The organism is Kaistia nematophila (assembly GCF_026343855.1).
Classification (GTDB): domain Bacteria; phylum Pseudomonadota; class Alphaproteobacteria; order Rhizobiales; family Kaistiaceae; genus Kaistia; species Kaistia nematophila.
The window spans coordinates 253951-275091 of the sequence record NZ_JAPKNK010000002.1; the positions used below are offsets into that span (position 1 = coordinate 253951).

The window sequence follows — 21141 nt, forward strand, 5'->3', positions numbered from 1 at the left end:
TAATTTCGCTCGTGGGCGGTTAAGGGCTTCCGCCGAACGATGTGGGCACGAGCGGCAATTTTACCTCGCATTAACCATGCGCGACTGACAGTCCAGCCTATCGATTCACTCGCGAGCCGGACGCTGCCCTGATGCGATTCTTCCTTATTGTCGCGACGCTTATCGGCGCTGCCCTGCTCGGTGGCTGCACCACCGCCTATCCGCCGCAGGACCCCGCGACCTACAAGGCGCTGATCGCCCCCTATCGCCTCGACAGCGGCGATCGCCTGCGCGTCATCGTGTTTGGCCAGGCGGACCTGACGAACAGCTACACCATCGACCAGGCCGGCTACATCTCGATGCCGCTGATCGGCGCGGTGGCTGCCCGCGGCCGCAGCACCCAGGAAATGGAAGGCGACATCGCCGCCAAGCTGCGCAAGGGTTTCGTGCGCAATCCCGACGTTTCGGTCGAGGTCGATCGCTACCGCCCGTTCTTCATCATGGGCGAGGTCGCAAGCGCCGGGCAGTATCCTTATGTCAACGGCATGACCGCGCAGACGGCCGTCGCCATCGCCGGTGGCTTCACGCCACGCGCCCAGCGTGCCGACGTCGACGTCACTCGCCAGGTGAACGGAAAAGTCACGACTGTCCGGCTATTGCCGACGCAGCCGATCTATCCCGGCGATACCGTCAACGTGCGCGAGCGCTTCTTCTGACCCAAATGACCGAGCAGCTGGACGAACCTCACGCGCGCAAAGGCGCCAAGTTCAGGATCGTTCACTGCTTCCGGTCACCCGTCGGCGGCATCTTCCGACATGTTCGCGACCTCGCGGAGGCGCAGGCGGCCGAAGGACACAGCGTCGGCATCGTCTGCGATTCCTCCACGGGCGGCGCGCGGGAAGAAGAGTTGATCCAGGCGCTGTTGCCGCATCTCGAACTCGGGCTGCACCGCACGCCGATGCAACGGCAGGTGTCGCCATCCGATCTTCTCGCCTTTTTGCGGCTGTTCCGCCGCATCAGGGCTCTCGATCCCGATATCCTCCATACGCATGGCGCCAAGGGCGGCGTGTATGGGCGCGGTATCGGCACGCTCTTGCGGGTCTTTGGTTCCAGCGTGGCTCGCATCTACTGTCCGCATGGCGGAAGCCTGCACTATGACGCCGGGACGCGCTCGGGGCGGCTGTTCTTTCGCATCGAGCACTTCCTGGAGACGATGACCGACGCACTCGTCTTCGTCAGCCACTACGAGGCGCAGGCCTATGCTCAGAAGGTCGGCGCGCCGCGCAAGCCGTGGCGGATCGTGCCGAACGGAATCCGCGAAGAGGAGTTCGAGCCGGTCGTCGCCGTCCCGAACCCGGCCGATTTCCTCTATATCGGCATGATGCGCGACCTGAAGGGCACCGACGTCTTCATCCATGCCCTCGCCCGCCTGCGCGACCGGCGCGGCGTCGCTCCTTCAGCCGAAATCGTCGGCGACGGTCCCGACAAGGAGAGTTACGAGGCGCTGGTGCGCCGTCTCGGCCTGGAGGCGACCACCCGCTTCCACCCGGCCATGGCAACCCGCACCGCCTTCGGCATGGCGCGGATGGTCGTCGTGCCGTCACGAGCCGAATCGATGCCCTATGTCGTGCTGGAAGCCGCCGCGGCGGCACGCCCGATCATCGCCACGCGGGTCGGCGGCATCCCGGAGATCTTTGCTTCCGAGCAAGGCCGCCTGGTTGCCCCGGGCGACGCGGGGGCGCTGGCCGATGCCATGGGTGACCTGCTCGACGATCCGGCGCGCGCCGCGGAGGAGGCGCTGCGCCTGCAGCACCTCGTCCACCCGCGTTTCTCGATCCGCCACATGACGAATGTGGTCGGCGCGCTCTATCGCGATTGCCGCGAGGACGGCGTCGAGCCGATCCACAAGCCCCGGCCGATCCTCTGAGTTCGACGAGAGCTTGGTCGTGTTTTCTTCACGCGACCCGGGATCCACTTCGCTCGAAAACGCTCTAGCGCGCCGTCCACACGGCAAGTTCATAGCCGTCCGGATCGGTGAAATGGAACCGGCTGCCGCCGGGAAAGTCGAAGGTCGGCGTCGTGATCGGCGCGCCAACGGCCTCCAGACGCTTCTGCGTCGCGGCAAGATCGTCGGCATAGAGAATGACCAGGGGGCCGCCCGGACGAACGGGGCCGGTCGTGAAACCTCCGGTCAGGCGGCCATCCGTGAACTCGCAATAGTCCGGACCATAGTCCGTGAAGGTCCAGCCGAACACGCCGCCATAGAAAGCCTTTGAGCGAGCGATGTCGCTGACGTTGAACTCGATGTTGTCGATCTGCCGGTCTTTGCCGCGCGTACCCATGGTTCATGCTCCTGAAGTCGAGGAAAAGTGGGAACCATGGTGGCGAAACGTCATGACGGCGTCTTGAACAAATCGGCCAATCAACCGCCGAGCTGGCGCACATAGGTCGCGGCAGACATGCCGCAGAGGACCTGGATCTCCCGCCCGAGATGGGCCTGGTCGGCATATCCGACCTCCGCCGCCATCTCGGCCAGGCTGGCGCAGTCGGCACAGCGCGCCGCCGCCTGAAAGCGCTGGAACCGCAGGATGCGGTCGAGCGTCTTCGGCCCGTAGCCAAAGTGCTGGCGGCTGCGGCGTAGCAAGGTGCGCTCGCTCATATCGAGACGCCGGCGCAACGTTGCGACCGGCTCGGCGCTGCCGAGCCCGCGATGCAACCAGGCGAACATGCGCGCCGCGGCTGGATCCGGGTCCGGCTGGGAAGGCGCCCGCTCGGCCAGCGCCCGCAAAAGCCGGCGCGCCTGAGCCACGGGCGATGCGGCGTCGCCGACCCGATCGTTGATATCGGCGACCGCGCGCGCGTCCCAGAGATCGGCCATGTCGACGGCGCGTCCAACGATCTCGCTCATCGGCAGGCCGAGCCAGCCCGAAGCCGCGCCGGCGCGGAAGCGCGCGCCGAGGACGACCGCCCCGGCCTTCAGGATGGGCCGGGCCGTCGTGATGTCCGGCCCCGCGACATGGAGGCGGCCCTCCCGCCAGATCATATCGACGCAGCCGTCGGGAACCACCTCGACCGGCCCGGAATGATCCTGCGCCGCGCGGTGCAGCCAGACACACTGAAAATGCGCGCCAAGCGCCGCCGGAGGGAGATACTCACGGTAGACACCAGCACCATCGGCCGGCGCCGCAACGCCGAAATCCCTCTCCAGCAATGCGCTCTCCTGCCTCCTCAATCCTTCGCCGCCACTCACTGTAGCGGACAATGCCGTCCATGTGGCTTCATTTCCCCGGGCGAGACGGGGCGGCAAAGGTTTGTTAGCGCTCGCGGCCTAAACTGTTGGGATATTGTCGGTTTCCATCAGGCCATGACGATCGATCCCAATCAAAGCCTCGAAGCGTCGCCGCACCGTGCCTCGCTGAACCAGCATGCGCGCGAGGTCGCCGCGGCGCTATCGAAGGAAGCCATATCGCCACGCCTGCTTGCCGGCGCGGTCCAGGCGATCGAGGCGATCGCGCTCATTCTCATCGGCCTTGCCTTCTGGCCGAGCGCATCTTCGGCGGCCGTGCCCGGCCTGAGCGAACTCCTGCTCGTCGTCGCTGCACCATTGATCGCCATCTTCGGCATCCGTTCAATCGGCGGCTACAGCATTGGGGCGCTCCGCGACTATCTACCGGTGCTGTCGCGCATCCTGATCGGCTGGGCGCTGACCATTGCCATCGTTGCCGCCGGCAGCTTCTTCTTCGAGCTCCAGAGCGATGGGCGCCGTGCCTGGCTCGGCATCATGTTCCTTGTGGGCGCGACCTTCTTCATCCTCGAGCGCGTCACGATCGCCGCGCTCGTCCATCGCTGGACCGGACAAGGCCGGCTGGAACGCCGCGCGGTGATCGTCGGTGGCGGCGAGTTGGCGGCCGAGTTGCTCGAGGCGCTCGGCGACCAGGGCCGCGCCGATGTCCGTATCTGCGGCCTGTTCGACGATCGTGGCGGCGATCGCTCGCCCGACGAAGTCGCCGGCGTCCCCAAGCTCGGCACCGTGGCAGAGCTCGTCGAATTCGCACGACTCGCCCGCATCGACCTCCTGATCGTCGCGCTGCCGATGAGCGCCGAGAACCGTGTGCTTCAGCTCTTGAAGCGGCTTTGGGTGCTGCCGGTCGATATCCGCATCTCGGCGCTTGGCAGCAAGCTCCGCTTCACCCCGCGCTCCTATTCGTATGTCGGCCCGGTGCCGCTGGTCGACCTGTTCGATCGGCCGATCGCCGGCTGGGATTCGCTTCTGAAGCGGGCCTTCGACATCGTCATCGCGACCCTCGCCCTCATCGTTCTGTCGCCGGTCATGCTGCTCACGGCCATCGCCATCCGGCTCGACAGCCCGGGGCCCGTGCTGTTCCGCCAGAAGCGCTACGGCTTCAACAACGAGGTCATCGAGGTCTTCAAGTTCCGCTCGATGTATCACCACATGAGCGATCCGGCGGCAAAGGTCGCCGTCACCAAGGGCGATGCCCGCGTTACCCGGATCGGCCGCTTCATCCGCCGCACTTCGCTCGACGAGCTGCCGCAGTTGGTGAACGTGCTGCGCGGCGAACTCTCGCTGGTCGGCCCGCGGCCGCATGCGGTCAACGCCCACACAGAGAACCGGCTCTGGGACGAGGTCGTCGACGGCTATTTCGCCCGCCACAAGGTGAAGCCGGGCGTCACGGGCTGGGCCCAGATCAATGGCTGGCGCGGCGAAGTCGACACGCCGGAGAAGATCCGCCGCCGCGTCGAATTCGACCTGCAATATATCGAGCGCTGGTCAGTGCCCTTCGACCTCTACATCCTCATGATGACGCCGTTCTCGCTGATCAACTCCGAAAACGCCTATTGATGCGCGTCGTGACGAGGCCCCAGGCGATCCCGGCCCGCTTGGTCGCCAACGCGACCATCGCGGTCCTGGTCTTCCTGAGCGGCTTCGTGCTTTTCGAGCCGGCGCCGTCGGACCTGCTGCTGTGCCTCGTCGTCGCGATCTGGGCATTCGTCGGCCTGAAGCTGAGCCGGCCCATGCTGCCAATGATCGCGCTGATGCTGGCCTACATGGCCGGCGGCCTGCTTTCCTTCACGCAGTTGCAGGCTTTCCAGAAGCCGGTCGTCTACATGGCGACGACGGGTTTCCTCATCATCTCGTCGATCTTCTACGCCGCCGTCGTCCAGGTCGATACCGAGCGTCGGCTCAAGGTGATCGAGCGTAGCTACATTGCCGCCGCCGTGATCTGCGCGCTGATCGGCATCCTCGCCTATTTCGGCAAGATGCCCTATGCGAGCCTCTTCACCCTCTATGACCGCGCCAAGGGCACGTTCAAGGATCCGAACGTCTTCGGCCCATTTCTGGTTTTGCCGCTGGTGGTGCTGACCCGCGCGGTGTTGACGGACCGCCTCAGCCGTTCGTTCTGGCGCATGACCGGCATACTGGTCCTGCTGGCCGGCATCTTCCTGTCCTTCTCGCGCGCCGCCTGGGGCCTCGCGATCTTCGCGCTCCTGCTGGTGACGCTGCTCGCCTTCCTGACCGAGCCGCGCCAGAGCCACCGGCTACGGATGCTCGCCTATATCCTCGGTGGCCTCCTGATCACGGCGTTGCTGCTGGCGCTGCTCCTGTCGATTCCCGTCGTGCAGGATCTCTTCGCGCAACGCTTCAAGCTGGTGCAGGAATATGACGGCGGCCGCCTCGGCCGGTTCGAGCGGCACATCATCGGCTTCTTCATGGTGCAGGAGCTTCCGTTCGGACTCGGCCCGTTCGAGTTCGGCAAGATGATGGGCGAGGACGAGCACAACATGTGGCTGAAGGGCTTCACCGCCTATGGCTGGCTCGGCGGCTTCTCCTACATCGTCCTCGTCATCTGGACGCTGGTGATCGCCACGCCGCTGGTCTTCAGGAACCGCCCCTGGACACCGTTCGTGCAGAGCGTCTACGCCGTCTATCTCGGCCATCTGATGATCCACAACGTGATCGACAACGATCACTGGCGGCACGTCTTCCTGATCTACGGCCTGCTCTGGGGGCTCTATGCGCTCGAATGGAAGACGCAGCGCATGGCGCGGATGCGGCCCGCCGCCCCGTCACCCCTAATCTTCGGGCCGGTCGCCCTGCCCCGTGCCGGCTGAACGGCATCACTCGAACGAGTAGAGGCGGAACAGGTCGCTCGGCGCGACGAACAATTCTCGCGCCCGTTTGAAGCCGGCCTCCTCCGCCAGGCTTCGCCACCCCGATACCGTTTCCGGGAAATCGGCGGCCGAAACGTGGTTCCAGGTCACGTCCCATTCGGCGGCATCGAAAGCAGTCCAGAACGGACGCTGCGCCTGCCACCGCTCCAGCCAGCCCTCCCGGTTCTCGCCGTCCGGGCTGGTATTTTCATAGATCAGGAAGCGCCCATTCTCGCCGATGATGGACCGAACGGCGCGCATGACGGAGCGCTTCTCCGGTGTGCGCAGATGATGAAGCGAAAGGCCGATCCAGACGAAATCTACCGGCTCCTCGCGCTGCGACAACACTTCGGCGAAGTCGCCCTCCTTCAGCACGAACGGGCAACCGAGCGCCGACAGGTTGGCATCCGCGATATCCAGCGCGGCGCGAGAGAGGTCGATGCCCTCATAGTGCACGATGCCGGCCCCGCGCAGCGCGTCGATGCTGGCGCCCGCATCGCCGCAGGCAATGTCAAGAAAGGAGAACGACTTCCCGCTCATCTCCCGGGCCAGGACGCTGCGCAGGCAGGCATAGGCCTCGCGATGGAACAGGTAGTTGTTGTCGATGAACTTCCGATAGATCTTCCAGTCACGCTGGAAGATCTGCTGCGACGGCAGGCTGGCTCGAGCCGATACATGCCGGTCAAGCTGCCGGTGGGTACGAAGCACATCGACCATGGATCGATCTCCGTTCGACCGCGGCAGGCGCCTCGCGGTCGCGGCGCCAGTCTAGCACAGGATCGGAGCTGGGCGTGACCACGCGGGCGGCAAGGGGCCGTCCCGCCGCTCCGGCTGTCTCGCCGAAACGTGACCACCCAGGGCGTGTCGCCACCCCTGCCCGAGCCGGACGAAACCGAGCCGTGCAGCGGGCCCGCGGCGGGGCACGAAGCGCTCTGGAGCGTGCTCGGCACGCAGGCGCGGCAACAGCGCTTCCCGCCGGACAACCGATTGTGATCCTGCCAGCCTCAGGCGAACCCGCGCCGCCGCGAGCAGCGGGAGCCTGTGATGTCGAGGGAACTAGCGGCCGCAGAGCGCCTTCAGGCGATCATCCGCCTGGATCTCGCGCAACAGCCGCCCCAGCCCCTCGTCGGAGACGATCTCGACGGCTTCGGAGAGATGACACCAGCGACGCTTGCGTTCGCAACGCTCGCGCCACTCCAGCAGAGTTCCACGCACCCGCAGTGGAAACATCGTGACAATGCAATCGACCGAGGACTGGTCGTTCAGGATCTTCGCATAGCTGTAGGACCCGAGCGCCTCGCGGTGAATGTCACCCACGACTCCCGCTTCCTCAAACGCTTCGGTCGCGGCGCTGTCGGGCGCCGAGCGCCCCGGCGCCAGCCAGCCCTTCGGGAACAGCCAGCGTCCGCGTTCCCTCGACGTGACGAGCAGCACGCGGATCTCGCCATGCTTGTTGCGCCGCCACGGCAAGGCACCGAACTGCTGGAAGACGTCGCCTTCTTCGAGAGGTTCACGCCAGCGCGACGGGCGCTCGAGGATCAATTCGTCCATCAGTGCCGAGCCCCGCGTTGGACCAGCCCGGGCCGCCGCGCCCCGCGAGCGCGCACAGACGTGCGCTGCGCGCCTGACGCGTATCGGGAAGAAATCGGAAGGCTAAACGAAACAGACATCAAAAACTCCGGCCGCGAGAGCCACACAAGAGGCATCAACCGCAAACGATGATCTGGACCCGGAGAGGAAGAACTGCGCGGTATTCAGTTCGCCAAGAAGCCGCTCCGGGAAAAATCGCACATTTTTCCGGTCGGCCTCGAAACAAAAAGATGAATCACCATCGACATGATGAGTTCTATGATCCGCGATTCTGACCAAAGTATGATTCAGTTTAGAAAATTGTCGACCTGCCCTCAAGCCATATAACGACCCGCCGATTTGGTATGTGATCGAGGTCACTCAAGGTTGGGCCGGAGTGTAGATACGCTCAAAGGAGAGGCAAACGAATAGAAAAAAGGCGCCGGACCGCTTCCGGCCCGGCGCTGAATTTCCGCCGACTACCTTTCTGGCGACAGGCGGAAGCTAAAGGGCCACGACCTGCTGCGTCTGGATCGACTTGTCGGCGGCGAGCACGATCTTGAGGCTCTTCACGCCGTCATTCATGTGATCGGTCAGGTCGAGATCCTCCTCGATCGCCTTGAGCAGGTAGAGTTGCTCCCGCTCGCACAGGGCATTGTGGTCAGGCTCGTCCGAAACGTCGATGCGTTCGTCCGGCCGGCTCATATCGGCATAGTGGCGAAGGATCTGGCTGGTCTTGGTATGGGCGTTGATATCGTCCGACTTCACGCCCGAGTTGTTCTCCGCCATGACGATCGAAGCCGAACCCTTCGGGCCGAACACGTCCTTCACGAAGAAGGCCTGCTCCGACACCATCGGCCCCCAGCCGGCCTCGTACCAGCCGACCGAGCCATCCTCGAACATCACCTGCAACTGGCCGTAATTGTTGATCGGCACCTCGTCCGTCAGGCGCGCGCCGATGGCGTGGACGCGAACCGGCTTGGCAGAGGTCATCTGGCACATGACGTCGACATAATGGACGCCGCAATCGACGATCGGCGGGAAGCTCTGCATCAGCCGCTTGTGCCATTCCCAGGTCTCGCCGTTCGACTGCTGGTTCAGGTTCATGCGGAAGACAAGCGGCGTGCCGAGCTCGCGCGCGATCTCGATGAACTTCACCCAGCTCGGATGCTGACGCAGGATGTAGCCGATGACGAGCTTGCGTTGGGTCCGCTTGGCGACTTCGACGACGCGCTCGGCATCCTCGGCCGAGATTGCCATCGGCTTCTCGACGAAGACATGCGCGCCCGCTTCCATCGCCTTGATGGCGAAATCGGCATGGGTGTCCGGCATGGTATTGATCGAGACGACGTCCGGCTTCAGCTCGGCCAGCGCGGTTTCGAAATTGTTGAACTTCGGCACGCCCTGGAGCTGCGACGGCAGTTCGACCTTGTCGATGTTGCGCGTGCAGAGACCGACCAGTTCGTAGCCATCGATCTTCGCATAGGCGAGCGCGTGGCTCATGCCCATGTTGCCCAGACCGACGACGAGTACGCGTTGCTTGGCCATTTTCCTCACCCCTATTCGATCCTGATGACATTGCCCGTGCGGGCGGATTCCTCGGCAGCCAGCGTCGCTTCGAGCGCCGCGGCGGCATCCTCCGGCACGCCCATGACCGGCGTCTGGCCGGCGAGCGCGCAATTGGCGAAATAGGAAAACTCGTCGCGCAGCGCTCCGCCCCGCACGCCGTTGAACTCCGGCCAGTAGGTCGTGTCCGGGCTATGCAGCTTGTCGCTGGAGACGATGCCAAGGTTCGGGAAGGTGTCCTGGACGTGTATGATTCCCTCGGTGCCGATGATCGACATGCGCTCGTCTATGTCGAAAGGCGTCTTCTCCGGCATGCACCAGACCGTCTCGAGCGTCGCCGTCGCCCCGCTCGCGAAGCGGTACATCGTCTGGCCGATGTCGGGATGCCTAAGGTTGCGCACCGAGATGGTCTGCGCATAGGCGGAAACGATCCTCTCGCCTGTGAACCACAGCATGACGTCGGTGTCGTGGATGGCGTCTCCGACGATCGGGCCGATCTTGTTCAGGATGGTCGGCGTCCAGGCGGCGGGGATGTTCCGCCGCGACGACAGCGCGACGATCTTGCCGATCTTGCCGGCGTCGATCGCCTGTTTGGCCATGCGGTAGCGCGGATTGAAGCGCACGATGTGACCGACAAACAGGATGCCCTTCGCGCCCTTCGCCGCCTCAACGATGGTGCGCGCGTCCTCGACGGTCGAGGCGATCGGCTTCTCCAGGAAGACGTGCCTTCCCGCCTTCAGCGCAGCTACGGCCGGGCCGACGTGCTGGTCCCACATGGTGCAGATCGAGACGGCGTCGATATCCGGATCGGCAAGCATGTCGTTGTAGTCGACATAGGTCTTGGCGACGCCGAACTTGGCGCCCATGGCAGCAAGGCGATCCGGCTGACGGGTGCAGAGCGCCGCCAGTTCGAGATTGGGAACACCGATGATCGTCTCGCAGTGGATCTCGCCGAACCAGCCGAGCCCGATGACGCCGACGCGCAGTCTGTCCATGTCTCTCCCCCTCAGAAATCTTCGAGTGTCAGTTCGCGCGACATGACGATGTTGCCGGCGGAGAGGCCGCAATCGACCGGCAGCACCGTGCCCGTGACGGCGCTGGCCGCGTCCGACGCCAGGAAGACGATGACGCGCGCCACTTCGGCCGGCTCGACGATGCGACCGAGCGGATACCAACGCTGCAATGTCTCCAGCACCTTCGGGTCCTTGGCCGCGCGCTGCTCCCAGAGCGGCGTCCGCACCGTTCCCGGCAGCACGATGTTGGCGCGGACGCCATAGCGGCCATACTCCATGGCGATCGCCTTGGTCATGGCGATCATGCCAGCCTTGGCGGCGCTGTAGGCAGGGTCGCCGAGCGCATGGAGGGCGTTCACCGATCCGACATTGACGATCGCACCCCAGCGCCGGTCCACCATGCCGGGCAGGACGGCATACGCACAGGTATAGGCGCCGCCCAGATTGCCGTGCATGTCGGACTGCCAGCCGGCCGGATCCGTGGCAGCAAGTGTCGGATGCGACGAATAGCCGGCATTGTTGACGAGAATATCGACAGCGCCAAACGCGGCGAACGCCTCGGCGACCTGATCCGCCGAGCCGATATCCACCTCGGCCGCGCGGGCCCGGATGCCCTCGCCCTTCAGCGTCTCGACGAAAGAGCGCACGGCTGGGCTCTTGTCGACCGCCAGGATCGTCGCCCCATCGCCGCCGAACTGGCGACAGAGCATCTGGCCGATACCGCCGGCGGCACCCGTCACCGCCACCCGCTTGCCCGCAAAGGCACCACTCATCGCGAACCCTTTCGATGCCCGTCGATCCGGCGAAGGCGGGATCGACGCATATGAAGATGCAGAGCGACCGACCGGCGACAGCCGGCTCACTCGCCGAACCAGCCGTCCTTCAGGTAGCGCATGTATTCGAAGACCATGCCATGGCGGCGGACGAAGACGACCTCAAGAAAATCGCCGACGATGAAGGGCGGGATCAGCACCTCGGCATCCCCAAGCAGCGGCTCGATTTCCTTCACCCGATACGCCACATGCGGATTGTTGCGGACGAACTCCGGCACCTGGCTGTCGGGCGCATAGCGCAGGAACTCGATATGCTCGGGATGATGACGCGGATTGGTCACCCAGAGCCTGCTCTGCTCGACCCAGTTCTCGTTGGGCTGCGGCTCGGTCGTGGTGATCCCGACATGATCGAATTCGAACATCTGCCCCCCCCCCCCGGAAAGAAGAGGGGCGACGGCAAACCCTGCCGACGCCCCGCTTTATTCAGAGAACCGCTTCGATCGCGGCGACGTCGACGGCCTTGTAGGCGTCCGAAAGCTGGAACGCCTCGGCGTCGGCCTTTACCTTGGCGTGGTCGAAATCGTTTGCCGCGGCGATGAACTGGTTGGTCGTTACGTCGGCAGCCTTGAACACCTGCGACACCTGGCCGATCGCGGCGATCGCGTCGAAATAGCCCTGCCAGCTGTCCTCGATGTGGAAGCCCCACGCCTTGCGCTCGTCCCAGCGCGCATGCATCAGCGCCGTCTGCTGCATCAGCGATTCCGTCGCCACCGTCGGATCCATCTGGCTCGCCAGGCCGGGGAACTGCTCCATCGTGATCTGGGTCGCGGCGCGCGGATTGATCCAGCCGAACTCCATGCCCATCGCCCAGCCGCGGAGATACTTCTCATAGGCCGCGACCTTGGCCGCGTCGGCGAGATCGGACTTGCGGATGACGTAGGAATTGGCCGGGAACTTCGAGACGTTCTTGCCGAGCAGGTAGTCGAAATCGAGCCCCTGCCCGCGCCACTGCGCCCGCAGGCCTTCCCACGACAGCGCCGCATCGGCCTGGCCCTGCGCCAGCGCCTGGCCCCAGGCGCTGACCTCGACATACTTGACCTTGCTGGTATCGACGCCGGCCGCCGCCAGCATCGGATTGGTGATCGCCTGCCAGCCGGAGGAGCCAAGCGCGATCGTCTTGCCTTCGAGGCCCTTCAGGTCCGCCGGGGCCTTGCCCTTCGGGAAAGCGAAGTTGAACACGTCGCCCGCCATGACGTGATAGGCGGAGACGAGGTCCATGCCCTGCTCGAGGCCGAGCGAGAGGATGCCGGGCGAGGGATAGCCGAAATCGGACTGTTTCTGGTCGACGAGCTTGACCGTCGCCGTGCCGTCCTGCGGACCAGCCTCGATCACCGTGTTCAGATCGCCGAAATAGCCGTATTTCTTGGCGACCCAGTAGGCGAAATCGTCGAGAACCTCCAGCGTGCCGCGCGGCGACACCCAGCGCACGGTGATTTCATCGGCCTCGGCCGAGCCGGTGCCGCCAAGGCCGATGGCCGAGATGGTCACGCCTGCCGCCGTCACCTGAAGCAGCCGGCGACGATTGATCATCATGTTCGATATGTCCGTCATAGCAGTTCCCTCGTTTCTGTCAGGCAACGGCCGGCTCAGGCTTCCCAATTGGCCCACTTTTTTCCGACCCAGAAAAAGAAGACGTAGATCGAGATGCCGATGATCGCGAGCAACGTGATGACCGCGAAGAATTGCGGCATCCGGATCATCGACGAATAGTAGTTGAGGCGGTTGCCGAGGCCCTCGGCGCCGCCGACCATCTCGGCGCCGACCGTGGTCAACAGGCCGAAGATGGAGCCGACCATCAGGCCGACGATGATCATCGGCATCGCCATCGGAATGCGGATCTTGGTGAAGATCTGCAGCGTGGAGGCGCCGAAGGAGCGGGCGAGCGCGATCTTGGCGAGATCGACGCGTCGGAAGCCTGTCGCGGAATTGATCATCACCATCGGTCCGGAGGCGAGCGCCACCGCGATGATGCGCGGCTCCCAGCCAAAGCCGAAGCGCAGCACCAGCAGGGGCACGAGCGCCAGCATCGGCGTCGTCACCAGCAGCAGGATGTAGGGGGTGACAATCTTCTCGGCGAAGGGGAACTGTGTGATCACCGCCGCGAGCACGAAGCCGATCGAGGCGCCGATGGCGAAGCCGATCAGCAGCTCGCAGATCGTCACGACGAGATGCGGCCAGATGAACTTCCATTCGGTGATCAGCGCCATGCCGATCTGGCTCGGCTTGGGCATGATGTATTGCGGCACCTGGAAGATGCCGAGCAAAATCTCGGTGCCGCCGATGATGACCACGGCGACCAGGATGATGATGAGGGTCTCGAAGGCGCTGCGGCCGCCGCCCGACGTCAATGACGACAGGCCTCCGGAAAGGCTGGCGCCGCCTGAAGCACCCGGCTTGGCGCCGAAAGTCGGAATCTGGTCGCGAAGTTGGCTGTCCACTTGCACTATCCTTGAACTCTGACTGCGACCGTCAGGCTTTGCGGTGGTCGATCATCGCCTTGATCGCGTTGACGCGTTCGATGAACTCAGGCGTCGACTGCACGTCGACGCCGCGCGGGCGCGAGAGGTCGACATCCACGATCTCCTGGATCCGGCCCGGTCGCGCCGACATCACGACGATGCGGTCTGCCAGGAACAGCGCCTCGACGATGGAGTGCGTGATGAAGATGATCGTCTTCTTCGTCTCCATCCAGATTTCCTGGATGAGCAGATTCATCTCGTCGCGCGTGAAGGCGTCGAGCGCGCCGAAGGGCTCATCCATCAGCAGCACGGAGGGATCGACCGCCAGGCTGCGCACGATCGAGGCGCGCTGCTGCATGCCGCCGGAGAGCTCGCGCGGCATCTTCGTCTCGAAGCCCTTGAGGCCGACGCGCTCGAGCAGAGCCTTGATGCGCGCCTTGTCCGGTGGGATCCGCTTCAGCTCGAAAGGCAGCTCGATGTTCTTTTCGAGATTGCGCCAGGGCAGCAGGTTCGCCTCCTGGAAGATCATCGCGATCTCGGGATGGGGCTTCAGGATCGGCTCCTGGCCAAGACGGATCCGGCCGCCGCTCAGTCCGTGCAGGCCAGCCATCGACCACAGCAGGGTCGACTTGCCGCAGCCGGACGGACCGAGGATGCAGAGGAACTCGCCTTCCTTCACTTCGAGCGAAACGTTGTCGAGCGCGTGTACGATACCGCTGCGCGCCTGATAGAACTTGCTCGCCCCCTCCACGACCATCTTGGTCCTGGCAGTGACGTTCGCCCGTGACGAACCAAGAGCTCCGATAGCGTTCACGCTAGGCCCCTCCACATTCCCTGAATCCGTCGGCGGCCTTTTGCGGCTCGATCCGTCGGGCATGTTCCCCGGCCACTCTTGCTGAGCAGCTCGTTCCTGAAATCATGTTACAGAACTCCGGACACTGCAAGCACTAAAGCGCGGGCGTCAAAAATGCATCCAAACCGACCAATACCCGCCAATTTCAGCCATTATGAAGGGTGTTCTGGTCGCCATTCCACAATCTGGCACGCAAGCTCTCCGAATTCGGAGCAACGCCGATCCGCTTGCCGATTGCCAAAAATCGTGTAATTCACTTTCGCAACTGGCACGCTGGCGGGGGCCGCGACGCCTCCGCCGCACGGGTTTCGAGGAGAGGCCGCATGGTCAAACGCAGCAGCCCGATGACGACGGCGGCTGTCGACATCGTTTCGCGCATCGAGCGCGTCGAAGGCGAGCTCTCGCCCGCGGAGCGCCGGGTCGCAGAAGTGGTTCGGCAGGATTTCGAGGCTGCGACGCGCTTCAACATCGCCGACCTGGCCGCCAGGGCCGGCGTCAGCCAGCCGACCGTGACGCGGTTCTGCCGCTCTGTCGGCTGCGCGTCATTCAACGAATTCAAGCTCGGCCTGGCGACGACGCTGACGGTGGCGGCGGTCTATCTGCGCTCCGATCGCGTCTTCAGCGACGACGTCGGCCAGCTGGCCCAGACCATCATGATGCGCGCGGCGACCACGGTGCGCGAGACGCTGGATCAGCTCGACACAGCCGCCGTCGGCGCCGCGATCGCGGCCTTCGCCAAGGCACGCCGCATCGACATCTATGGCCAGGGCGGCGGCTCCGCGGCCATGGCCGAGGATGCGAAGCTGCGCCTGTTCCGGCTCGGAATCCCCGTCTCCGCCTATGCCGACAGCCACCAGATGCGCATGTCGGCCGCCACCCTGCAGCCCGGCGATGCCGTCTTCGCCATCTCGAACAGCGGCCGCTCGCGCGCCGTCGTCGAGGCGGTCGAGATCGCCGCCTCGTTCGGCGCGACGACAGTGGCGCTGACGCGGCCCGAGACGCCGCTCGCGGCCGCCGCCTCGGTCGTCATCCCGATCACCATCGCGGAGGACGAGAACGTCCTGCTGCCGACACCATCGCGCTATGCGCACATGGCCGTCATCGACACGATCGCGGCAGGTGTCGCCGTGAAGCTCGGCGGCAAGGGGCGCGAGGCGCTCCGCCGCGTCCGCTATACGGTGGCGAGCATCGGCATCGCCATCCCTACCCCCTCGACCGATCCGACCCCTTTGGCATCGGCCAGCAAACCGCGTGAATAGGCCATGACGACGCGCCCCGCACACGATCTCGTTCTGCGCAACGCCCGGATCTATGACGGCAAGGGCGGCGCGCCCTACCCCGGCGAACTGGCGATCACCGGCGACCGGATCTCCGCCGTGGGGCCGGCAGGGACCATCCCGCCGGGAACCGGTGAACGCGAGGAGGATCTTGGCGGTCTGGCGCTGGCGCCGGGCTTCATCGACGCCCACACGCACGACGACCGCATCGTCCTCGACGCGCCGGAAATGCTCCCCAAGATCAGCCAGGGCGTGACGTCGGTGGTGGTTGGAAATTGCGGCATCTCGCTTGCCCCCGTCACCTTCACGGACAACCCGCCGCCCCCCATGAACCTGCTCGGCGACGCCCGGGCCTATGCCTTTGCGAGCTTCGCCGACTACGCCGCGGCGATCGCCCGAGTGGTGCCCGCCGTCAATGTCGCGGCGCTGATCGGCCATTCGGCGCTGCGCCTCGCGACCATGGGCGACATCACGCGCAAGGCCTCGCCGAACGAGATCGAGGCGATGCAGGCGCATGCCGACGAGGCCATGGCGAACGGCGCGATCGGCCTCTCGACCGGCCTGTTCTATCCCACCAATGCCGCCGCCGACATCGACGAGGTGACCCGGATCGCCGGCCGCTTCGCCGAGCATGGCGGCGTCTACGCCACCCACATGCGCGACGAGTTCGAGCACGTTCTGGACAGCATCGACGAGACCGTGACGACGGCGACCGCCGCCGGCATTCCGCTGGTGATCTCACATCACAAATGCGCCGGCGTATCGAACTGGGGCCGCACGCTGCAGACGCTGCCGAAGATCGAGGCCGCCGCCTCGCGCCATCCGGTCAATGTCGACGTCTACCCCTATGCCGCCGGCTCGACCAATCTGCGCGCCGACCTGGTCACCGACACCTATCGAATCATGATCGCCTGGTCGCGGCCCCACCCGGAGATGCAGGCGCGCGACCTGATCGACATCGCCGCCGAATGGGGCGTCGACATCCACGAAGCCGCGCGACGGTTGCAGCCGGCCGGCGCGATCTATTTCCAGATGGACGAGGCGGACGTGCGGCGGGTGATGAGCTCGCGGCTGGCCATGATCGGCTCGGACGGCCTGCCGCATGACCATCACCCGCATCCGCGTCTCTGGGGGACGTTTCCACGCGTCATCGGGCATTACGCCCGCGACGAGAAGCTGTTTCCGATCGAAGCCGCCATCCACAAGATGACCAGCCTGCCTGCCCGCGTCTTCCGGTTGGCCGGTCGCGGCAGCCTCGCCGCCGGCGCCTTCGCGGATCTGGTGGTGTTCGATCCGGAGACGATCCTCGACCAGGCGACCTATGACCAGCCGCTCCGCCGCTCAATCGGCATCGGCCGGGTCTATGTGAACGGCAAGCTGTCCTTCACCGCCGAAGGCGGGGTAATCGGCCGCGCGGGCCGCCTGATCGGCGGGCGCAACGACGGCTGACATCTGGACGCTCGGGATGGCCGCGTCGCCCCGCGCCGGAGCGATCTCATACGTCAGAGACATATCAAGGATCGAGGCATTCCCGCAACGCAGCGGTGTCGCTGCTGGCGGCACATCGTCGCTCGCTGTCGGATCCGGTGCTGCTTTTGAAATTATGGTCGGAACGGCAGGATTTGAACCTGCGACCCCTTGTCCCCCAGACAAGTGCGCTACCAGGCTGCGCTACGCTCCGTCACCATCGGATTATCAAATCCGCATTCCATTCAGGGGCTTGGCCCTGAAGCGGTCGAAACCGCGTCGGCATCGTTGGGGTCGCCTGCCGATGCGCCGCTGTTAGCATGGTTCGATCGGGCTTGTCACCCGGCAATTCGGCCCGATCCCGCGCATCCGCATTCATTTCGGTGGATTGATCGAGAAGCCCCGGAACCTGCGACAGAACCGGCAACGCGGCGCGGGAAGCGACGCTAGCGCACATTGTCGAGGATGCGCTTGCACTCCAGGAGTTCCATCAGCGTCGCCTGCAGCCGCTCGCGGTCGCCATGGCCGAGAGCGGGCTGCGACGGTGCGGCCGCCGCCCTTTCGGCCGCCCGCGCAGTCGCGGGCTCGTAGTCGCCGGGCTCGGCGGAGGCCATATGCGGTCGGGTCGACGTCATGCCGGGCTCGCGCCGGGTTGCGGGCTGCGGCGGGGCGTAGATCGATTCCGCTCGCGATGACGCCGCGCCGCGCTCGGGCGGCATCGGCAAATCGGCTACCAGCGGCGGCAAATAGTCGTCAGCCGAGGAAGGCAGGTCGGGCGGCGCGGTCGGAATGCGAGACGGCGCGGGCGAAGGCTCATGCGCCCGGCCGCCAAAGGACGGCTCATGCTGCTGGCGGTCAACGGAGACCCGAACGGCTGGCGCGTCGGCATGACGATCCGGATGCGTGGCGCGCGAACCGAAGACCGGCTCACGACGGCCATCGGTATCGCGATCGGAATCCTGCTGTTCCGGCTCGTCGAAATCGTCGTCGGCACCGGAATCGAAATCGAGGTCCTCGGCGACCTCACCGCTGAAATCGTCCGCCTCGTCCCCCTCCGGAGCCGGATCCAGGCCGAATCCCTGCCCGGCGGCGATGACATGGCGAAGACCCTGTTCCTTCAGGATCCTCTGCACACCCTTGATGGTATAGCCTTCGCCATAGAGCAGGCGGCGGATTCCCCGCAGCAGTTCGACGTCGTCGGGGCGATAATAGCGGCGACCACCGCCGCGCTTCATCGGCTTGATTTGGGCAAACCGGGTTTCCCAGAACCGCAGGACATGCTGTGGCAGGTCGAGTTCCTCGGCCACCTCACTGATCGTCCGGAACGCGTCAGGACCCTTGGACATCAACTCTCACACTGTGGCGCCCGCTTCGTCCGGCTGCGGGGATCACTCATCCTCGGATGTGTCATGCCCGTTCGGGACCAGAGAGCCATTAATCCTCTGCTTGAGGACGTTGCTGGGCTTGAAAACCATCACGCGGCGCGGCGCGATCGGAACTTCCTCGCCCGTCTTCGGATTGCGCCCGACGCGCTCGCCCTTGGAGCGGACCAGGAACGATCCGAACGAAGACAGTTTGACAGATTCGCCCCGGACAATACACGCGCTGATCTCGTCGAGGACCGACTCGACCAGTTCGGCGGATTCCGTTCGCGACAACCCCACCTTCTGATACACCGCCTCACAGAGGTCGGCGCGCGTGACAGTCTTGCCTGACATGGCCTCGTTTCCCGATGTTCTGCTTGGCGACCCAACGTCACTTCCCCACAGGCAAGCCTATTGCCAGAGCGAGGACCGGTCAACGTCCTTGATCCTAAGGTGCTAGCATCTCAGGCAGATTTCCTACCAGCGTAGGAGAACGGAGCCCCAGGTGAAGCCGCCGCCCATCGCCTCGAGCAGGATCAGGTCGCCCCGCTTGATGCGGCCGTCGTCGCGCGCCACCGAAAGGGCGAGCGGAATGGAGGCGGCCGAAGTGTTTCCGTGTAGCGAAACGGTGCGAACGACCTTGTCGCTCTCGATGCCGAGCTTCTTGGCGCTGCCGTCGATGATGCGAAGGTTGGCCTGGTGCGGCACGAACCAATCGACATCCTCAGCGCCATAGCCGGTCGCGCGGAAGGCGTCCTCGATCACGTCAGTAATCATGCCGACCGCATGCTTGAAGACCTCCCGGCCCTCCATGCGCAGGTGGCCGACGGTTCCGGTCGAAGACGGACCGCCGTCGACATAGAGCTTGTCACGGTGGCGGCCGTCCGAACGCAGATGCGTGGTCAGCACGCCGCGATCCTCGCGGGTGCCGTCCTGGACGGAGGCGCCGAGAATGACGGCGCCGGCCCCGTCGCCGAACAGCACGCAGGTGGTGCGGTCGGACCAGTCGAGGATGCGGGAGAAGGTCTCGGCGCCGATCACCAGGATGCGCTTGGCCTGGCTGGCGCGGATGAACGCGTCGGCAGTCGACAGCGCGAAGACGAAGCCGGAGCAGACGGCCTGCATGTCGAAGGCCGCGCCATGCTCCATGCCGAGCTTGCGCTGCACCGTGACAGCGGTGGCGGGAAAGGTGTCGTCCGGCGTGGCGGTGGCGACGATGATCATGTCGATCTCGCCAACCGTAAGCCCCGCATCGGCCAGCGCCAGCTTGGCGGCGGCGGTGGCGAGGTCTGAGGTCAGTTCGCCCTCCGCCGCGATGTGACGTTCACGGATGCCGGTACGCTGGACGATCCAGTCGTCCGAGGTCTCCACCATTTCCGACAGCTGGGCGTTGGTCAGGGTCTTCTCGGGCAGGTAGCTGCCGCAGCCGAGGACGACTGAACGGATGAAACTCACATTACACCTTCATCGACGATCGCTGCCACTCCCCGCGCGAAGCCGGCGCGGTGATAGTCGGAGAGATCCTGATTGATCTTGGACAGGAAGTCATTCTTGGCCATGCTGTAGCCGACCTCGATGGCGTTGGCGAAGCCGACGCCGTCCGTGCCGCCATGGCTCTTGATGACAACCCCGTTGAGGCCGAGCAGGACCGCGCCGTTGGACGCGCGCGGATCGAGCTTCTGGCGCAGCTGCTGGAACGCGCCCTTGGCGAAGAGATAGCCGATCTTGCCCATCAGCGTCCGGCTCATCGCATCGCGCAGATGCGTCGAGATCTGGCGGGCGGTGCCCTCGGCGGTCTTCAGCGCGATATTGCCGGCGAACGCTTCGGTGACGACGACGTCAACCGTGCCCTTGCCGATATCGTCGCCTTCGACGAAGCCCATATATTTCAGGTGCTTGAGGTCGGCTTCGCGGAGGAGCTGGCCGGCGACCCGAACCTCTTCGAGCCCCTTCATCTCCTCGACGCCGATATTGAGCAGGCCGACGGTCGGCTTCTCGATGTCGAGCAGGGCACGCGCCATCGCGCCGCCCATCATGGCGAAATCGATCAACTGCTGGGCATCGGCGTTGATGGTGGCGCCGACGTCGAGCACCACGCTCTCGCCCCGCAGCGTCGGCCAGATCGCCGCCAGCGCCGGGCGTTCGATGCCGGCCATGGTGCGCAAGCAGAACTTCGACATCGCCATCAGCGCGCCGGTGTTGCCGGCGGAGAGCGCGACATCCGCCTCGCCCTTCTTGACGGCGTCGAGCGCCCGCCACATCGACGACTTCCAGCGGCCCTTGCGCAGAGCCTGGCTGGGCTTGTCGTCCATCTGCACGGTGACGTCGCAATGCGTGAAGGTCGAGGCCGCCTTGACGCGCGGATAGGATTCGAGGAGCGGCACGACCGCCCGCTCCTCGCCGAAGAGCTGGTAGCGCAGCTCGGGACGACGGACGAGCGCGATATCGGCTCCCGCAAGCACCGTCGCGGGTCCGTTATCGCCGCCCATTGCGTCGATCGCTATTCTAATCGCTTGAACCATTCCGCCCCTGTTCGACGCGGCCGCTCTGAGCGAAGAGCCCGGCGACGACGGCGCTGGAAAATAACTGT

20 protein-coding genes, 1 tRNA gene and 1 pseudogene are annotated in these 21141 nt (G+C 65.1%); 6 read left to right on the forward strand and 16 right to left on the reverse strand.

Features of this window, described 5'->3' with window-relative positions:
* The first annotated feature begins 131 nt into the window (after window positions 1-131).
* Both OSH07_RS05475 and OSH07_RS05480 read left to right on the forward strand, forming a co-directional pair.
* Entirely contained in the window at window positions 132-695 is a 564-nt protein-coding gene (locus OSH07_RS05475; RefSeq protein WP_266337607.1) for a polysaccharide biosynthesis/export family protein, read from the forward strand.
* Window positions 696-700: 5 nt separating this feature from the next.
* Window positions 701-1906: a glycosyltransferase gene (locus tag OSH07_RS05480; protein ID WP_266337608.1), complete on the forward strand. Its 1206-nt coding sequence runs from the start codon at window positions 701-703 to the stop codon at window positions 1904-1906.
* A 64-nt stretch (window positions 1907-1970) separates the two neighbouring features.
* Here the strand turns inward: OSH07_RS05480 and OSH07_RS05485 are convergent, their stop codons facing one another.
* Both OSH07_RS05485 and OSH07_RS05490 read right to left on the reverse strand, forming a co-directional pair.
* Window positions 1971-2321 (reverse strand): VOC family protein, encoded by a 351-nt coding sequence (locus OSH07_RS05485; RefSeq protein ID WP_266337609.1) that lies wholly within the window; start codon window positions 2319-2321, stop codon window positions 1971-1973.
* An 80-nt stretch (window positions 2322-2401) separates the two neighbouring features.
* Window positions 2402-3190 (reverse strand): AraC family transcriptional regulator, encoded by a 789-nt coding sequence (locus OSH07_RS05490; RefSeq protein WP_266337610.1) that lies wholly within the window; start codon window positions 3188-3190, stop codon window positions 2402-2404.
* 153 nt (window positions 3191-3343) lie between these two features.
* On the opposite strand from OSH07_RS05490, the gene OSH07_RS05495 reads away from it, so the two are divergent.
* A complete protein-coding gene (locus tag OSH07_RS05495) occupies window positions 3344-4840 on the forward strand; it encodes an undecaprenyl-phosphate glucose phosphotransferase (protein ID WP_266337611.1) in 1497 nt (498 codons plus the stop codon).
* Between the two features lie 8 nt (window positions 4841-4848).
* Window positions 4849-6111, forward strand: coding sequence for a hypothetical protein (locus tag OSH07_RS05500; protein ID WP_266337612.1), 1263 nt, complete (start codon window positions 4849-4851; stop codon window positions 6109-6111).
* Window positions 6112-6117: 6 nt separating this feature from the next.
* Here OSH07_RS05500 and OSH07_RS05505 read toward each other — a convergent pair whose 3' ends face one another.
* The 9 genes from OSH07_RS05505 to OSH07_RS05545 all read right to left on the reverse strand — a co-directional run bounded on the left by OSH07_RS05505 (window position 6118) and on the right by OSH07_RS05545 (window position 14404).
* Window positions 6118-6867 carry a class I SAM-dependent methyltransferase gene (locus OSH07_RS05505; RefSeq protein WP_266337613.1) on the reverse strand — a complete coding sequence of 250 codons (750 nt, stop codon included), beginning with the start codon at window positions 6865-6867 and terminating at the stop codon, window positions 6118-6120.
* 339 nt (window positions 6868-7206) lie between these two features.
* Window positions 7207-7701 carry an NUDIX hydrolase gene (locus OSH07_RS05510; RefSeq protein ID WP_266337614.1) on the reverse strand — a complete coding sequence of 165 codons (495 nt, stop codon included), beginning with the start codon at window positions 7699-7701 and terminating at the stop codon, window positions 7207-7209.
* A 522-nt stretch (window positions 7702-8223) separates the two neighbouring features.
* Complete coding sequence (locus OSH07_RS05515; RefSeq protein WP_266337615.1) at window positions 8224-9267, reverse strand: Gfo/Idh/MocA family protein; 1044 nt, start codon at window positions 9265-9267, stop codon at window positions 8224-8226.
* Window positions 9268-9278: 11 nt separating this feature from the next.
* On the reverse strand, window positions 9279-10280 hold the full coding sequence (locus OSH07_RS05520) for a Gfo/Idh/MocA family protein (protein WP_266337616.1): 1002 nt from the start codon (window positions 10278-10280) through the stop codon (window positions 9279-9281).
* A gap of 11 nt (window positions 10281-10291) precedes the next feature.
* A complete protein-coding gene (locus OSH07_RS05525; RefSeq protein WP_266337617.1) occupies window positions 10292-11071 on the reverse strand; it encodes an SDR family oxidoreductase in 780 nt (259 codons plus the stop codon).
* Window positions 11072-11157: 86 nt separating this feature from the next.
* On the reverse strand, window positions 11158-11493 hold the full coding sequence (locus OSH07_RS05530; RefSeq protein WP_266337618.1) for a hypothetical protein: 336 nt from the start codon (window positions 11491-11493) through the stop codon (window positions 11158-11160).
* Between the two features lie 61 nt (window positions 11494-11554).
* Complete coding sequence (locus tag OSH07_RS05535) at window positions 11555-12682, reverse strand: ABC transporter substrate-binding protein (protein ID WP_266337619.1); 1128 nt, start codon at window positions 12680-12682, stop codon at window positions 11555-11557.
* Between the two features lie 35 nt (window positions 12683-12717).
* Window positions 12718-13569, reverse strand: coding sequence for an ABC transporter permease (locus tag OSH07_RS05540; protein WP_266337620.1), 852 nt, complete (start codon window positions 13567-13569; stop codon window positions 12718-12720).
* A 31-nt stretch (window positions 13570-13600) separates the two neighbouring features.
* The gene (locus tag OSH07_RS05545; RefSeq protein ID WP_266337621.1) at window positions 13601-14404 is read right to left on the reverse strand and encodes an ABC transporter ATP-binding protein; all 804 of its coding nucleotides are present in this window, start codon (window positions 14402-14404) and stop codon (window positions 13601-13603) included.
* A 362-nt stretch (window positions 14405-14766) separates the two neighbouring features.
* Here OSH07_RS05545 and OSH07_RS05550 point away from each other — a divergent pair, with 362 nt between their 5' ends.
* Together OSH07_RS05550 and OSH07_RS05555 are read left to right on the forward strand one after the other, a co-directional pair.
* Complete coding sequence (locus tag OSH07_RS05550) at window positions 14767-15702, forward strand: MurR/RpiR family transcriptional regulator (protein ID WP_266337622.1); 936 nt, start codon at window positions 14767-14769, stop codon at window positions 15700-15702.
* Window positions 15703-15705: 3 nt separating this feature from the next.
* Complete coding sequence (locus OSH07_RS05555; RefSeq protein ID WP_266337623.1) at window positions 15706-17169, forward strand: N-acyl-D-amino-acid deacylase family protein; 1464 nt, start codon at window positions 15706-15708, stop codon at window positions 17167-17169.
* Window positions 17170-17324: 155 nt separating this feature from the next.
* Here the strand turns inward: OSH07_RS05555 and OSH07_RS05560 are convergent.
* From OSH07_RS05560 to plsX, 5 genes and pseudogenes are all read right to left on the reverse strand, one after another.
* Window positions 17325-17401: transfer RNA gene (locus tag OSH07_RS05560), tRNA-Pro, on the reverse strand.
* An 888-nt stretch (window positions 17402-18289) separates the two neighbouring features.
* A pseudogene (locus tag OSH07_RS05565) lies at window positions 18290-18533 on the reverse strand (MerR family transcriptional regulator); the annotation flags it as partial.
* Window positions 18534-18575: 42 nt separating this feature from the next.
* Complete coding sequence (locus OSH07_RS05570) at window positions 18576-18905, reverse strand: integration host factor subunit alpha (protein WP_266337624.1); 330 nt, start codon at window positions 18903-18905, stop codon at window positions 18576-18578.
* A 123-nt stretch (window positions 18906-19028) separates the two neighbouring features.
* Window positions 19029-20006, reverse strand: coding sequence for a beta-ketoacyl-ACP synthase 3 (locus OSH07_RS05575; protein ID WP_266337625.1), 978 nt, complete (start codon window positions 20004-20006; stop codon window positions 19029-19031).
* Window positions 20003-21073 (reverse strand): phosphate acyltransferase PlsX, encoded by a 1071-nt coding sequence (gene plsX, locus OSH07_RS05580; protein ID WP_266337626.1) that lies wholly within the window; start codon window positions 21071-21073, stop codon window positions 20003-20005. The genes OSH07_RS05575 and plsX overlap by 4 nt, the downstream gene beginning before the upstream one ends.
* Window positions 21074-21141 lie beyond the last annotated feature (68 nt).

Bases quoted from the DNA above. Each gene is read 5' to 3' on its own strand.
- OSH07_RS05475 (WP_266337607.1), top strand. From the start codon at position 132: ATGCGATTCTTCCTTATTGTCGCGACGCTTATCGGCGCTGCCCTGCTC.
- OSH07_RS05480 (WP_266337608.1), top strand. From the start codon at position 701: ATGACCGAGCAGCTGGACGAACCTCACGCGCGCAAAGGCGCCAAGTTC.
- OSH07_RS05485 (WP_266337609.1), bottom strand. From the start codon at position 2,321: ATGGGTACGCGCGGCAAAGACCGGCAGATCGACAACATCGAGTTCAAC.
- OSH07_RS05495 (WP_266337611.1), top strand. From the start codon at position 3,344: ATGACGATCGATCCCAATCAAAGCCTCGAAGCGTCGCCGCACCGTGCC.
- OSH07_RS05505 (WP_266337613.1), bottom strand. From the start codon at position 6,867: ATGGTCGATGTGCTTCGTACCCACCGGCAGCTTGACCGGCATGTATCG.
- OSH07_RS05510 (WP_266337614.1), bottom strand. From the start codon at position 7,701: ATGGACGAATTGATCCTCGAGCGCCCGTCGCGCTGGCGTGAACCTCTC.
- OSH07_RS05515 (WP_266337615.1), bottom strand. From the start codon at position 9,267: ATGGCCAAGCAACGCGTACTCGTCGTCGGTCTGGGCAACATGGGCATG.
- OSH07_RS05520 (WP_266337616.1), bottom strand. From the start codon at position 10,280: ATGGACAGACTGCGCGTCGGCGTCATCGGGCTCGGCTGGTTCGGCGAG.
- OSH07_RS05525 (WP_266337617.1), bottom strand. From the start codon at position 11,071: ATGAGTGGTGCCTTTGCGGGCAAGCGGGTGGCGGTGACGGGTGCCGCC.
- OSH07_RS05530 (WP_266337618.1), bottom strand. From the start codon at position 11,493: ATGTTCGAATTCGATCATGTCGGGATCACCACGACCGAGCCGCAGCCC.
- OSH07_RS05535 (WP_266337619.1), bottom strand. From the start codon at position 12,682: ATGACGGACATATCGAACATGATGATCAATCGTCGCCGGCTGCTTCAG.
- OSH07_RS05550 (WP_266337622.1), top strand. From the start codon at position 14,767: ATGGTCAAACGCAGCAGCCCGATGACGACGGCGGCTGTCGACATCGTT.
- OSH07_RS05555 (WP_266337623.1), top strand. From the start codon at position 15,706: ATGACGACGCGCCCCGCACACGATCTCGTTCTGCGCAACGCCCGGATC.
- OSH07_RS05570 (WP_266337624.1), bottom strand. From the start codon at position 18,905: ATGTCAGGCAAGACTGTCACGCGCGCCGACCTCTGTGAGGCGGTGTAT.
- plsX (WP_266337626.1), bottom strand. From the start codon at position 21,073: ATGGTTCAAGCGATTAGAATAGCGATCGACGCAATGGGCGGCGATAAC.